This window comes from Nostoc sp. DedQUE02, assembly GCF_034531035.1.
Taxonomy (GTDB): domain Bacteria; phylum Cyanobacteriota; class Cyanobacteriia; order Cyanobacteriales; family Nostocaceae; genus Nostoc.
Map to the genome: position 1 here is coordinate 141,158 of NZ_JAVRBY020000011.1, position 13,944 is coordinate 155,101.

Sequence of the window (13,944 nt, forward strand, 5' to 3'; positions counted from 1 at the left end):
TTAGCCCCCTCCTCGCTCTTCGGGAGGGGGTTGGGGGTAGGGTTTAGTACCTACTCAACAGAGAACTGCTATATCCTGTACTAATGTTTACAGTTACCTTGCTTTTGGTGTTCATGACCATGTTCATGATGATGACCATGACCGTGGGAACAGCCTTGCAAATTCTCCTTCATCAGATTGTCGCTGATTTGTTGCAAGGATTCATCTACAGCTTGTAAGCCAATCCAAGCATCAATTTTTTGGACATCAAATCCTACCTCGCGCTGTTCGCCTACTTGTAACAAAGGACGGCGAATTAACAATGGCTCTTTTAGCATCAGCGCCAAAGCGGTTTGTTCATCCACTTTTTCAGGAACCACCTCACCAGATTTTATCTTGGGAGCGGAAAGATTAAACCATTCGGCTACGGGGCGATCGCCAAAAAATGAACGCAACCGCTCAACAGTCCAAGGTTCTGTTAACAGGTTCTGTGGTATGACCTCATGTCCAGCAGCTGTGAGCAAAACTTTTTGCTTAATACCACCTTTACAGCCTGGTTTGCTATAGAAAATTACTCTTGCCATTTAACTACTCCTAATTACTCAATTGTTTGTAGTTGGCGCTTTACGCCAACTACGAACCGATGAAATTGATCCTGACGATTGCTAATTAAAAATTTCTAGCCTGATGGCTAACTGAGTCAAACTCAAATCTCTCACTCGGATCAGTTTCGCCGTAAATGTTAAAAGTCACAGTTGGTTCATCACCCACTGCTTCTACACAGTGAATTGCATCGGGAGCGAAGCTAATAATATCCCCTGGAAATAGAGTTACCTCTCCCGTCGGTTCAATTTTGTCCTGAAATTCTGGGCTATGAGTGCGCCGCCAAAAGGTATTTTTTTCCTGACCTTTTAACACCGCTACTACTCCCCACGTGCCATGATTATGAATGTTTGATCGGGTTCCCGGTGCAAATGTTACTGTTTGCACAGTCAACGGAAAACCCAATTCATCATACAGGAGTAAAACAGAGGTTCCCGTTTTGGGCGAAGGCTCTAAAATTTGACTCCGCACCCAATAGGAATTTACTATTAAACGCCTTACGATCATTCGAATTTCTGGTAGACGACTAACTTCATCATCCACATTATTGAGAACATCTTCCACCTCGGTTAAAAACCGATAAAGGCGGTAATTTTCTCTCAATAAATCCCATGCTCTTACAGATTTACAGGCTTGATACTGACCATCCCCCGTTAGCTGCCAATCCCTACCTTTCATAACTCTTAAATTGATAACGGAGAAGATTGGATGATAATGATCGGAGAGACGTTAGGAATATTATTACCTCCAGGAAGTTTAGTCGGTATGGTAATAGCAGGAATGACAGAGTTACTATTACTACTTACTCCCAAAAGAGAGTAAGAAGAATACGATGTAGATAACCAGTTGTTCATGATTGTTCACCAAAAGGGCATTGGGAATGGGACATTGGGAATGGGGCATTGGAAATGGGGCATGGGTTATTCTCCTTGTGTCCTTGTCTCTCTCATCTCCCCACTCCTTACAGACGCGATTCATCGCGTCTCTACAACGCACATCGTCTTGTCGAGATGTGCATTGATTAATTAATCATCTTCTTCTGCTGGACGTGTCAAAATATCCAGGAGAATTCCGGCTCCAAAATCATGCTTTTCGTCTATCTCTTTGACTTTGGTGCTGATTTCTTTTGCTTCCTCAATTTCTCCTAACTTTGCTAGTACTAATCCAGAAGCAGCATAAGCATTTAAGTACAATCGAATTTGTGGTTCTTCTTTGCGATTGACTAGTATAGGCTTAAGTTGCTCCCAGTCATCAGGAAATTTTTCTAGTTCTTTAATTTTATCTAATAATTGGACTGTTGTTTGTAGTGCAAGAGAATAATTATTTTTATAATAGAAAAATCTATATGCTGCTACCAATACATCTGTGTTTTCACCAGTTTTAGCTAAAGCTTGTTGAATATATTTTTCTGATTCTGATGTATTCTCCCAGTTTTGTGCAGCTAAAATTAATAAATTTTTGATGTCGTCTGGAACCTGGAACCATGAGAATTTGTTTGCATCAAGTTGCATAATAATTTTTTTGTGTGTAGAGAATAGGCAATAGGTAATAGGCAATAGGCAATAGGCAATAGGCAATAGTAATAAAGTAGTAATCATTACCAATGCCTAATGCCCAAGTTAAAACAAAGTGAGAACGTACACCAAGGTGAATAATACAATCCAAATAATGTCTACGAAGTGCCAGTAAATTTCTGTCATTTCGATGAAAGTATGATTGGTTGCAGAATATTCACCAGGGAGACGCGATCGCCACAATGCACGTAATATCAATAACAGTCCCACAAAAACGTGCAAACCGTGGAACCCGGTCATGATATAAAAGCAGTTGGCGAAAACGTTGGTAGTCAGTCCGTATCCTAAAGTTGAATACTCATAAACCTGACCACCTAAGAAAATTGCCCCCATGATTGCGGTAATTGCGTACCACAGTTGCATTCCCTTGACATTATTCTTTTTAATCGCCGTATCACCAAAGTGAATGACGAAACTACTAGACACCAGAATAATGGTGTTAATTGTCGGCACAAGTAGTTCTACTTCGCTTCCTTCTGGAGGCCAAACTGCTGTAGTACCCCGAAAAAACAAATAAGTGGCAAAAAATCCCCCAAACATTAGGGATTCAGAAGCGAGGAACGTTAACAATCCCCAGACTCTTAAATCGGGATGTTCTTCGTGTCCTGCACTGTGAGTTTCGCTTGTGGTTGTAGCTATAGTCATAGATTTTTTGACAATACGATCTACTCTGTCTGTTGTGGAAGCTTGAATAAAGAATGAAATCTGAACCAGCAAAATTTCCATTCTTTATCCAAAATCCTTGTTTAGCCAAACTCTTGAATTGTTCAGGAATTCTCAAAATTCCGAGTTTCGTGTTTTGAACTCGGCCGTTCGTGTTTTGAACTCGACCGTTCGTGTTTTGAACTCGGCCGTTCGTGTTTTGAACTCGGCCGTTCGTGTTTTGAACTCGGCCGTTCGTGTTTTGAACTCGGCCGTTCGTGTTCTGAACTCGGCCGTTCGTGTTCTGAACTCGGCCGTTCGTGTTCTGAACTCGGCCTTTCATGTTCCAAGCTTGAAGTTTCGTGTTTCAAGCTTGGAGTTTTGAGTTCTCAAATCTAATGACTAGAAGTTTCAGTGACTTTGAGTGCGATCGCATTACTCACTTTACTACCTAAGCATTAGCTGACGGCGTTGCAGATTGCTCTATTTCAAGAGGGTTATCATGACCGTAGTCATAAGGGCCATGAGTCACAACCGGCAACACTTCCCAGTTTTCAATTGCAGGTGGTGAGCTAGTTGTCCATTCTAAAGTCAAACCTTGCCAAGGATTATCACCAGCCAAAGGCCCTTTCAGCCAACTGTAGATCATGTTGATGGTGAAAGGAATTACCGATATCGCCAAAACAAATGAACCAAAGGTACAAATTTGATTGAGGTCGATAAATTGGGGGTCATACATTGCCACTCTTCGCGGCATTCCTTTTAAACCCAACTCGTGCATGGGTAAAAAGGTGAGATTCGTGCCGATGAAGGTAAGGGCAAAGTGAATCCGTGCCAAGTTTTCATTCAGCATTCGTCCGGTCATTTTGGGGAACCAGTGATAAATACCGGCATAAATGCCAAACACGGAACCACCAAACAGAACGTAATGGAAATGTCCTACTACATAATATGTGTCGTGGACGTGAACATCAAAGGGGGCTGTTCCCATTGTCACACCACTTAAGCCACCCATGACAAACATTGACAACAAGCCAATGGCGAAAAGCATCGCACCTGTGAAGCGGATTTTACCACCCCAAAGGGTAGCAACCCAGGCAAAAATCTTCACGCCAGTGGGAACTGCAACTATGAGGGTGGAGATGGTGAAGAACATCCGCATCCAACCGGGTGTACCACTGGTGAACATGTGGTGTACCCAGACGAACAAACCGACAACGCAGATGGCTACACTAGAATAAGCGATCGCTTTATAACCAAAGATAGGCTTACGCGAGTGAACTGGAATTACCTCGGACATGATGCCGAAGATAGGCAGAATCATTAAATATACTGCCGGGTGAGAATAAAACCAGAACAAGTGTTGATAAATTACAACGTTACCGCCTGCATCTGGTTTAAAGAAGGAAGTGCCAAAGTTAAGGTCGAACAACAGCAGAACTAAACCGGCTGCTAATACAGGTGTGGAGAGAAGTGCTAGCAGGGAGGTTGCCAAGATTGCCCAGCAAAATAGGGGTACTTGATCCCATTTCATGCTAGGAACCTTCATCATCAAAATGGTGATTACAAAGTTCAGCGAACCCAAAATTGAGGAAGTTCCCACCAAAACGATCGCTAATATCCACATACTTTGAGCGATTGGTGCTGTCACTAAGCTCAAAGGTGGGTAAGCTGTCCAACCAGATTGGGAACCGCCGAAAATGAAACTACCTAAAATGAGCGCACCGGCTGGTGGATTTAACCAAAAAGCGATCGCGTTCAGTTTCGGAAACGCCATATCCCTAGCACCAACCATCAACGGCACTAGATAGTTACCAAATCCCCCAATGGCGCTAGGGACAATCCACAGGAAGATCATAATCGTCCCGTGATTGGTCATGAAAGCGTTATACAGATTGGGGTCGAGTACGTCTGCATCTGGTGTTGCTAATTCGACACGGAGAGCAACAGCCATCAGTCCGCCGATGAGATAGAAGACAAACGCTGTCACCAGGTATTGAATACCAATAACCTTGTGGTCAACATTAAATGTAAAATAGTCTTGCCATTTCCACGCCTTCGGATGGGAAGCGTGGGCAGCCACCATTTCCGGTTTCTTTCCTTCTGGTGGAGTATTCCGGGGAAATTCTACCTGCGTCATATATTTTTGTCCTTTGTCCTTTGTCATTTGTCATTTGTCTTTTGTCTTTTTGTCCTTTGTCCGTTGTCATTTGTCCGTTGTCATTTGCCAGTTACCAATAACTAATGACCAATGACTAATGACCAATACTTCGACTTCGCTCAGTACAAGTGACCAATGACTAATGACCAATGACTACTGACTCTAGAGTTGCTGCACTAATGCCCATATCATGGGTGTGGGGCGCGAGAAACTCTGATGTTGATAAGTCGGCTGGATTAACCCTTTGGGTTCGCGAGTTCCCCATCGCCGGAAACCGCCAAGACGGGGACTCGCTCACTGCAACGATTTGCTTTAAATTTTGCTGTTGAGCAATCTGGTTTTCTGTGCGCCAGTTATTATATTCTTCCGGTGTGTGGACAATTACCTGTGTCCGCATTGAACCGTGATAACCACCGCATAATTCAGCACAAACTACGGGATATGTACCTGGTTTGGTGGCGACAAATCGTAGTTCGGTAGGGATACCGGGTAGTGCATCTTGTTTCAAACGGAAGTTTGGCACCCAGAATGAATGAATTACATCTTGTGCTGAAAGGTTGAGTTGCACATCAGCACCGACAGGTATGTGCAATTCCCCAGAGCTAATGCCACTATCAGGGTAATTAAATAACCAGGCATACTGTATGCCTTTGACATCAACAACTAAGTCGGCTGGTTTGTTGAGAGTTTGAGGAGACGCGCCAATACCGATTGTCGGGGCTATTGCTGGAGCAGTTGTTGCTTCAGTATCGCTTAATGTAGCTGCGATTGCAGTTCCCGACTTATGAGCAACATGAGCTGCTGAATGAGGATGACCCGCAGGCTCAAAGCCGCCCATTCGGTTAAAAACATCTACACTGTAGATGCCCAAGCCGAGAACAATCACTGTTGGGATTGCTGTCCAAAAGATTTCTAAGGGAACGTTGCCTTCTACTCGCACACCATCGCTATCATCACCGCGACGGCGACGAAACTGAATCAAAAAAAGTACAATTGTTCCTTCTACCACTAAGAAAAGTGCGATCGCAATGGTAAACATGACGTTGAAAAAACCGTCTACCAAAGGCGCTTGTAGCGATGCTTGCACTGGCATCAAAGTGTGATTCTGGCCAATCCAAATGCTGGTTGCTGTAACTACTATCCCAGCAACCAGAGTCCATAGTGAAACAGGAACTTGTTGCATACATGCTACCTGTGTAAACAGTCTTTAAAGGTACAATTTTCTGGGTTTTAGATATTAGGTATTGGTCACTCAGCATTTGTATCTATTGCCTATTACCTATTCCCTATTGCCTATTCCCCATTCACTTTTCACTTATTAACTTTCTAACGTGCAGCCATAAAAAATGGGGGAAACTTCCAGATTTTTTCCATATCTTTCCCCCAGAAACTTACAAATTATATTTCAACTCCTATGAAAAAGGTAGCCCCCTGCTCCCAGAAAAGCTAGTTGTTCCAAGAGGGCACTGTTAGACCTAATATTGATTAGGCTATATTAGCAGCAAGTTTAAATTTGTTAATAACTGACATTTTGCGATTTACGGATTTGTTTACTGTGAACTTTTTATTAGTTACAGTAAATATTTAATATTCCCCTCAAGTTACCTTGCCTAGCGCATTTGCGCTTTATTCAAACAGTGCCTCCTTGAATTAACAACAATTTTGACTAATTCCAAAAGCCTTAATTATTTAATGCAACATGGGTGTAGCAGTTCTTTGGACAAATCCGTGAACAAGCTTCACAACCAATACAATTCTCTGGAGAAGTAACTGCCATTACTTTCCGTTCAATTTCATCATCATCTTCATCGTCCACAAATTCGCCTTCTTCATTCAGCGCCTTCAAACCTAGCACATTGTAACCGCATACTTTAACGCATCTGCCACAGCCGATACATTTATCCTTGTCGATTTCCTGAGCAAATTTAGGTGTCCAAGCCTTACCGCCAAATGTCAAACCTGTTAGTTGTGCCATGAATAAATCCTCGGCAATTTTGCCTATCAATCTGTTTGTGCATTAATCATCATATTATCCTAATCTTTTATTCGTTTATATTCAAAAATTACTTTTTAGTCATCAAATTCCGATGAGTTTGAACACAAAATTACATTGTTTTTAATTTCAAATTCTAGATAATAGTTATTGATAATAATTGTCTATTTATACTGGGTTAAAGTAGCTAATTACTGCTGTGTATGGATAATTATTATTTCCAGTAGATACAAATATCTCTATGATAGTGATGATATTTTTTTTCAAATATTTTTTTAATTAGTCAGACAAATATATCTTAACAGTAGTGATTGATACAAAAAGAAATGTTCGTGAGTTACATTTTTATATATGCAATATGTATTTTAAAAGCCAACAATTATTATTTCCTTTTAATTAATCTATTTAGATAAATGATGACAAAAGAGATTATTCTTTTATATCAAGAAAGTAAAGTTAATTATGAAGGAACTGTAAACTTGGTAGCAGAATATTATCATGCATTAAATATTAAAATCATTAATAAATCAGATGAAATGTAATTACAAGAGACTTAAATGTTTTCTAAAAGCACTTTATGGTTAAAGGTAAAATGTTCATTGAGGTAGAGTTTCAATAAACCTTAAGATTATTTTTTAAGCTCGATACGAACAAATTAATCATTATTTTTATGAAATGTATAGTTAATAAATAAGTTTTATATGGCTCGTTTTTAAAGCCTTAAATAGCTTCCAATTGGATGCAAACTCAAAATATAGATGTGGGGAGTGAGTATGGTGAGAAAAAATTATTCTCGCCATAAAGATATGTGGTAGCGAGTCATGAATAAACAGGACTCATCCAGGGGAGACCTGAGCCAGACATCTCAACGATTAGAGTGGGAAAAGAGCCAAATGCCTTATACGATTCCTAACAACAGTTGCGTTGGATGTGACAACTGCCGCCCCCAATGTCCTACGGGTGCAATCAAAATAGAGAACAATGAATACTGGGTTGATCCTGGTCTTTGTAATAATTGTGAGGGCTATTATTCAAAACCGCAATGTGTAATAACTTGTCCAACTAATTCTCCGATTCCTTGGCAGGCGAAAAAGGGGAGATGCAAAGTTGAACCGAGAGATGCTAGTAGCTTAGACTTGTTTTCTAACGGTAAGAATAATCCATTTGCTTCAGCGATCGCAATTTGGGAAGCTTGTAATGTATTAGCGCAGCGAACATCGCTACATTGGGAAACCGATGAAGAAGGCTACATAAGTTACAGCCGACAAGTTAATCAAGGACGAGGTGCGATCGCTTTTCACATCCAAGATCCATTAAAAGTTAACGACAAGGCTACAGATATAGCAGCAATTGAAGAGCTTGACATCAGAGCTGCTTGCATACATCTAATTTTTGCAGCTTACGCTACAGCTTTAGAGCAACCTTGGGAGCAAGAATTTGCGATCGATGAGCGACAAATCGAGAAATATTTGGGAATGGAGAAACGCAAAGATTTAAGCAAAGCTGCCAAACTAGCTTTAATGAAAAATCTTGTCCAACAAGCTTGTTCCCTAATTATCTCCATTGACTGGCCTCAACAAGGCCGAATTAACGGATTCTCAGTTACAAATAGCCGCCTATGGCACTTAGTAGATATTCAGCACCACTTTCAAGAAGACAATCTCGGATGCAAATATCTGATTGGGCTAACTTTTAAAGTAAAAGCAGGTATTTGGGCACAATATTTCTTAAACAAACAAGCATGTAAAGAACGAACTGCATTCTATCAATACGGCAGTCTTCCCAAAACGCTGCTAACCACAGTTATGAGTATTTGGCAGCAACATGAAGGCGCAGTCCGACTAATGCTGTGGTTGCTGTTTAAAACCAAAATGGGCAAAGAACAACGTATTACCATTCCTACGTTGCTGCGTATTGCTTACGGTGAAGAAAAAGTCGCCCTTGCATCTAGACAACGGGAAGAACGCAAACGTCTACTGCGAACCTTTGAAAGCGATTTGGAAATTCTCAATCACTATGGAATGAAGCCGCTTTTCGATCCAGTTACTTATCCACCAGAAATTCAACCTTTGTGGGCGAAATTAATCGATCTTCCCGAAGACCCAGATGAAGCATTAGAATTTTGGACTAATGACGGTGGTGCTGAAACTCGCCTCACAGACACAGGCCCCCGTGGGAAGTGGAATCTGCTAATGAATGCACGGATTTTGGCCTTTGAACTCCCACCAGAATGGGAACAGCAAATTTCAGAATCAGAAAAAAAGAAAACAAGAACTGCCAAAGCCAAAAGAAAGCCCAAAGCTACAAACGATTTGCTAGGCGAGCAGATTTTGCAAGCGCGAAAAAATTTGAATCTCTCCCAAAGAGAATTGGCAAAACTCACAGGTAAAAGCCAAAGCTGGATTCGAGATATCGAAAATGGTCGTTTAAAAGCCAAATTAGAAGACCAAGTCCTATTACGAAAAGTATTAAATATGACTTCATCTTGATTCAACATTTGGAATTTAAACGCACAGGGGCGCAAATATTTTATTACGAATTTGTGCAGCATTATACTAAATACAGCATTGAATTAATTCGTAGCGAACTAAACTTAGCAATACTCTGCCTTACTCTGCGCTTCCCTTAGCGTCCCTCTGCATTTAAAAACTCTCTCTACTTCTATGTACTATAACTCATTACCTTACTAGAAGTAATCCAAAGACTACTTACAGCATATTTAGTAACTACCAACTCTCGTGTAGCATTGCATGAACTCTTCAGTTGTTGAGTCTTCGTTTCATCTTTCACAAGTTTAGCCTGGTAAGTGTAAAGAGAACCACAAGGTTGTTCAAAACTTAGCTCACCCAGAATAGTATTATTGTCTAAACTTTGCTCTAAAATTTTTCCTGTAACTTTGTAGTTAAACCAATCCCATCCTTTACAGAGGATTAGTTCTCTTTCCAAAATCTGAAGTGCAGCAGGTAAAATTCCCCAGCCTCGATAGATTTTATGTAAGCATTGAATATCGCCTGTACGAGTCAAAATTGATCTAAATGAATCTGGATCAAGACGACCGTAGTATCTTCCTTCTGGCAAGTCTATGGCTGTTGGTGCAAAACGATGTCCACCAAAGTGCGATGATTTCCAAATTCGCACATTATCTAAGCACAAATCAGCATTACTCGCTGTAACATTGAAGTAAAAAGGAGCGCCATATCTAGCACAACACTTATCATGGCTACCGTGGGTACAAACTAAAATATCTCTAGTTGTACTAGTTTGTAACTCAGAATTAGAACTGATACCCCACAACCATTTTTGGACAACTGCTGCTACTTGCTCAATATTTCCTAGCTGAAACTCTTGTTTATAGTATCCATTACTTAGCCCCTCTTGTTTTTGATAAATCAGAAGGGTAGTGTGATTTACCTTGTGTGATAGATCATTAGCAATTAAAAGAAATCTAATTGGTAGTTTAGCACGCTTCACTTCCTCTACCAAAATCCTTAAATTCTGGGGCACCCATTTGGAATCAAAGGGTTCTGATTTCCAAGGTAAAGGACATTCAACTAAAATATAAGTTTGATAATTGGTGGCACTACCAATAACATCTTCTCCTACTTGCCGTGAATCGTCAGAACAAAAAAAGGTATTCATCTCGCTGTACTCATTAGCGTATTTTATGGACAAAAGGTATTAGAAAATACAATTGTGTTCTTAGCTACAATATCCTTGGCTAAAGGAGATAAAAAAGAACAATATTCATTTCCCAGTTAAAACTAGGTAGCCACTTTATAACATCATTATTGATCGAGGTCTTTCCGGTTAATAAATTCTCCACAATAGAGATAAATAGTGTCAATAGATATTTTTCCGTAGGAGCGAGGTTAATTTTGTATCTAGTTTTATTGTTATTTGGTATTTCATAAATTTTCACTTGCGGAACTTGGGCTTTTCTGAACTTGCTTTCTTTGGCAAAACCAAATATATTAAAACTTGTACATAGATGCAAAATAACTTTGAGAGTTACCGATGATTAACTTGCTTACAATATCAATGTAGCTGATATTACAATTAAAAATATTGCTAGCAATAACGTACTGATTTAAAGTTTTGCTGAAATTATTTACATAGCTACTTACAAATCCTATTTTGATCTCTAAAAATAGAATTACTTGCTGTAAACTGGGTAAAACATATTTCTAAAGATAGATGCGGAAAAACTTGATAAGCAATTCTCTAGCTAACCAATACTGAGTTAAAAATTTTTTCACTCTATCTGCTTTTAATATATCTATTGATTTACACATATTGCGAATAATTCTCAATTAATTTATAAAAATAAAAACAACCAAATTAGGGCTAAATGCTTTGCTGCCCCTACTTCATGCGCGATCAGTTAATGTTCAAAACCAGTGACTAATTATTAACCACGTCACTGATATCAACATTAACAAACCTGTTATTTACCTTTTTACCTAATCTAACTTCCTGAAGTTATGTCAGGGTTTGATTATATGCATCTGCTTTGACTGTAACTGAACTCAATAATAAATGCAAGTATTTGAGAATCTTTATATTTTCTTTATTGGTAAAACACCTGGATATAAATACTATAGCCAATCAAAATAGATTGGATTATTCCAACGGAAATTGTGAATACTTTGATAAAGTAAAACAGATGCGGAGGTAAGATAATGACCCAAGCGCTGCCCAAATTACTCACCTTCAATGAATTTAGCGAATGGTATCCCAACGATGGTAAACGCTATGAGTTACACAAGGGAGTAATTGTTGAAATGCCACCCCCAAGCGGATCGCATGAAAAAGTTGTAGGATTTATAGCCCGTAAGCTCACTGTCGAGTTCGATCGCTTGAACCTTCCCTACACTATACCCAAAACCGCATTAGTCAAAACTCCTACTGCCGAATCGGCTTATTTGCCCGATGTGGTGCTGCTAAATCTTGATAATCTCGACAATGAACCGCTTTTTCAAAAACAGTCAACAGTAAGCCAAGCAGCATCAATTCCAATAGTTATTGAAGTTGTTTCAACTAACTGGCGAGATGATTACTACAATAAATTTAGGGATTATGAGGAAATGGGCATTCCTGAATATTGGATTGCTGATTATGCTGCATTGGGTGCAAGAAAGCTCATCGGCAATCCCAAACAACCCACTATTTTTGTATGCGAACTAGTTGATGGTGAATATCAAATGACATCGTTTCAAGGCAACACTGCGATTTCATCACCAACCTTTCCCCAATTAAATTTAACCGCACAGGAAATTTTTAATGCGGCTGACTAACTCACATCTTGCCATAATTCATTATTAATTTATACTAAAATCTCTTCTTATCACGTATTAAAAGCTTTATTTAACCTGACAAAACCACCTTAAGATTTAAATTTACCTTCGTCTAGCAATCCATTATTGATCGAGTGCCAGATAATGTGCGATCGCTCCTTAATAAATTCTAGCGTTGCCTAGACTGCGTAGTTTACCGCCATAGGCATCGCATTATTGATAGAGTCGTTAACTCAAAAAAAAGGTGAGTAACTTAGTCATGCCAATTATTTAACCAGCTGAAATATTGCCACTAATTATTTGACTACCCCCGATTCTTGGATCTTCATCTTGGCGATTCAAATCATCAGGAGTGGGGTTTTGCTTACTCTGTCCACTAACTTCTTCTGGTTCAATAGGATCTGCCTCTTGAGCTTTATCGGTATCCAAAGAGCGAGGAGGTTCTTTGGCATGAGAGAAATCAATAAGTGGATTGGGTTGATCGGGAGTCATAAGTTACCAAATTAGTATGCCGTTTTCTTTAGTGTTGAATTTATTTTGCTTGTAAACATCTTTCTTGAGAAATAAACCACCTATTGTAATAATTCAAAAGAGGTATAAAAAAATATGACATTAATTTTAGCTCTCGATTTTGGCGGAACTAAGTTGGCGGCAGCAACAGTAAATGCTGGTTCTAGAACGTGGTTGCATTACGAACGTCGTCTCTCGCCAGCGAATGCAGATGCTAGCACTGACTTGGAAATTATGCGATCGCTCATTTACTCTCTGCTGCAAGACACAAAGCCTGCTGCGATCGGTGTCAGTTTTGGCGGCCCAGTTGATGCTTCCACGGGGACGGTGCGACTTTCTCACCATGTGGCTGGATGGGAAAATATTCCTCTCAAAGCCTTGTTGGAGGATGAGTTTGGCGTTCCTGTTGGTGTAGATAATGATGCCAATATTGCTGCTTTGGGTGAACACCGTTTTGGTGCGGGACAGGGATACGATAGCCTGTTTTACATCACTGTCAGCACTGGCGTGGGTGGTGGTTGGATACTCAACGGCCAGCCTTGGCGGGGTGCTGGTGGGATGGCTGGCGAAATTGGACATATCGTTGTAGATCCTGCTGGGCCAGTTTGTTTGTGTGGTAAGCGGGGATGTGTGGAACGTTTGGCTTCGGGGCCTTATATGGCGCAAAATGTTAAGGAAATTTTGGAAAAGGAACCGCCAAGTCGCCAAGTACCCCAAGGAGGAGAGGTGTTGAGGGGTTTGGTGGGGGATAATTTAACGTTGCTAACGGGGCAGTTGGTAAGTGAAGCGGCGGCGGCTGGGGATGATTTGGCGAAGGAAGTATTGCACAAGGCTGCTTGGGCGCTGGGTGTGGGTATTGGCAATGTGGCGAACTTGATGAATCCGCAGCGCTTTGTGTTGGGGGGTGGCGTGACGAAAGCGGGAGCAAATTTTTGGCAAGTGGTGCGTCAAGTGGCGCGGGAGACGGCTTTACCAGAAGTTGATTTTGAAATTGTCCCAGCGATTTTGGGGGATGATGCGCCGTTGTGGGGGGCGGTGGCTTTAGCAGAAATAGGGATGGCTTGAAAGGTAAAAAGGCGATCGCTTTTCTGTAGTTTTTTTGAGTTACTTACAGGACTTACGCAACTGGCACAGCGTGATCGCTATTTTATAGTATTTATGTACTATATAAAGTGGCTGACCCATAGG

The 13,944-nt window shown here is 40.5% G+C and carries 12 protein-coding genes; 3 read left to right on the forward strand and 9 right to left on the reverse strand.

Annotation, left to right across the window (positions count from 1 at the left end):
- Positions 1-80 precede the first annotated feature (80 nt).
- The 7 genes from RMX98_RS12495 to fdxB all read right to left on the reverse strand — a co-directional run bounded on the left by RMX98_RS12495 (position 81) and on the right by fdxB (position 6,934).
- Positions 81-563 carry an ArsC/Spx/MgsR family protein gene (locus RMX98_RS12495; RefSeq protein WP_322677572.1) on the reverse strand — a complete coding sequence of 161 codons (483 nt, stop codon included), beginning with the start codon at positions 561-563 and terminating at the stop codon, positions 81-83.
- 85 nt (positions 564-648) lie between these two features.
- The gene (locus RMX98_RS12500) at positions 649-1,260 is read right to left on the reverse strand and encodes a cupin (protein WP_322677571.1); all 612 of its coding nucleotides are present in this window, start codon (positions 1,258-1,260) and stop codon (positions 649-651) included.
- Between the two features lie 347 nt (positions 1,261-1,607).
- On the reverse strand, positions 1,608-2,093 hold the full coding sequence (locus tag RMX98_RS12505; RefSeq protein ID WP_322677745.1) for a hypothetical protein: 486 nt from the start codon (positions 2,091-2,093) through the stop codon (positions 1,608-1,610).
- A 108-nt stretch (positions 2,094-2,201) separates the two neighbouring features.
- A complete protein-coding gene (locus tag RMX98_RS12510; protein WP_322677570.1) occupies positions 2,202-2,801 on the reverse strand; it encodes a heme-copper oxidase subunit III in 600 nt (199 codons plus the stop codon).
- Positions 2,802-3,249: 448 nt separating this feature from the next.
- Positions 3,250-4,938: a cytochrome c oxidase subunit I gene (gene ctaD, locus RMX98_RS12515; protein ID WP_322679461.1), complete on the reverse strand. Its 1,689-nt coding sequence runs from the start codon at positions 4,936-4,938 to the stop codon at positions 3,250-3,252.
- A 160-nt stretch (positions 4,939-5,098) separates the two neighbouring features.
- On the reverse strand, positions 5,099-6,142 hold the full coding sequence (locus RMX98_RS12520) for a cytochrome c oxidase subunit II (protein WP_322679459.1): 1,044 nt from the start codon (positions 6,140-6,142) through the stop codon (positions 5,099-5,101).
- A gap of 498 nt (positions 6,143-6,640) precedes the next feature.
- Positions 6,641-6,934 (reverse strand): ferredoxin III, nif-specific, encoded by a 294-nt coding sequence (fdxB, locus tag RMX98_RS12525; RefSeq protein WP_109012311.1) that lies wholly within the window; start codon positions 6,932-6,934, stop codon positions 6,641-6,643.
- Between the two features lie 911 nt (positions 6,935-7,845).
- Between fdxB and RMX98_RS12530 the strand changes: the two genes are divergently transcribed.
- Positions 7,846-9,441: a helix-turn-helix domain-containing protein gene (locus tag RMX98_RS12530; protein ID WP_322679460.1), complete on the forward strand. Its 1,596-nt coding sequence runs from the start codon at positions 7,846-7,848 to the stop codon at positions 9,439-9,441.
- Positions 9,442-9,613: 172 nt separating this feature from the next.
- Here the strand turns inward: RMX98_RS12530 and RMX98_RS12535 are convergent, their stop codons facing one another.
- The gene (locus tag RMX98_RS12535; RefSeq protein WP_322679458.1) at positions 9,614-10,591 is read right to left on the reverse strand and encodes a sucrase ferredoxin; all 978 of its coding nucleotides are present in this window, start codon (positions 10,589-10,591) and stop codon (positions 9,614-9,616) included.
- A 1,040-nt stretch (positions 10,592-11,631) separates the two neighbouring features.
- Between RMX98_RS12535 and RMX98_RS12540 the strand changes: the two genes are divergently transcribed.
- Positions 11,632-12,246, forward strand: a complete 615-nt coding sequence (locus RMX98_RS12540; protein WP_322679457.1) for a Uma2 family endonuclease — start codon at positions 11,632-11,634, stop codon at positions 12,244-12,246.
- Between the two features lie 270 nt (positions 12,247-12,516).
- On the opposite strand, the gene RMX98_RS12545 is transcribed toward RMX98_RS12540, so the two are convergent.
- Positions 12,517-12,738, reverse strand: a complete 222-nt coding sequence (locus tag RMX98_RS12545) for a hypothetical protein (protein ID WP_322679456.1) — start codon at positions 12,736-12,738, stop codon at positions 12,517-12,519.
- Positions 12,739-12,852: 114 nt separating this feature from the next.
- Between RMX98_RS12545 and RMX98_RS12550 the strand changes: the two genes are divergently transcribed.
- The gene (locus RMX98_RS12550; protein WP_322679455.1) at positions 12,853-13,821 is read left to right on the forward strand and encodes an ROK family protein; all 969 of its coding nucleotides are present in this window, start codon (positions 12,853-12,855) and stop codon (positions 13,819-13,821) included.
- Positions 13,822-13,944 lie beyond the last annotated feature (123 nt).

Coding starts and splice junctions, on each gene's coding strand:
- RMX98_RS12495 (WP_322677572.1), bottom strand. CDS start 563: ATGGCAAGAGTAATTTTCTATAGCAAACCAGGCTGTAAAGGTGGTATT.
- RMX98_RS12500 (WP_322677571.1), bottom strand. CDS start 1,260: ATGAAAGGTAGGGATTGGCAGCTAACGGGGGATGGTCAGTATCAAGCC.
- RMX98_RS12505 (WP_322677745.1), bottom strand. CDS start 2,093: ATGCAACTTGATGCAAACAAATTCTCATGGTTCCAGGTTCCAGACGAC.
- RMX98_RS12510 (WP_322677570.1), bottom strand. CDS start 2,801: ATGACTATAGCTACAACCACAAGCGAAACTCACAGTGCAGGACACGAA.
- ctaD (WP_322679461.1), bottom strand. CDS start 4,938: ATGACGCAGGTAGAATTTCCCCGGAATACTCCACCAGAAGGAAAGAAA.
- RMX98_RS12520 (WP_322679459.1), bottom strand. CDS start 6,142: ATGCAACAAGTTCCTGTTTCACTATGGACTCTGGTTGCTGGGATAGTA.
- fdxB (WP_109012311.1), bottom strand. CDS start 6,934: ATGGCACAACTAACAGGTTTGACATTTGGCGGTAAGGCTTGGACACCT.
- RMX98_RS12530 (WP_322679460.1), top strand. CDS start 7,846: ATGCCTTATACGATTCCTAACAACAGTTGCGTTGGATGTGACAACTGC.
- RMX98_RS12535 (WP_322679458.1), bottom strand. CDS start 10,591: ATGAATACCTTTTTTTGTTCTGACGATTCACGGCAAGTAGGAGAAGAT.
- RMX98_RS12540 (WP_322679457.1), top strand. CDS start 11,632: ATGACCCAAGCGCTGCCCAAATTACTCACCTTCAATGAATTTAGCGAA.
- RMX98_RS12545 (WP_322679456.1), bottom strand. CDS start 12,738: ATGACTCCCGATCAACCCAATCCACTTATTGATTTCTCTCATGCCAAA.
- RMX98_RS12550 (WP_322679455.1), top strand. CDS start 12,853: ATGACATTAATTTTAGCTCTCGATTTTGGCGGAACTAAGTTGGCGGCA.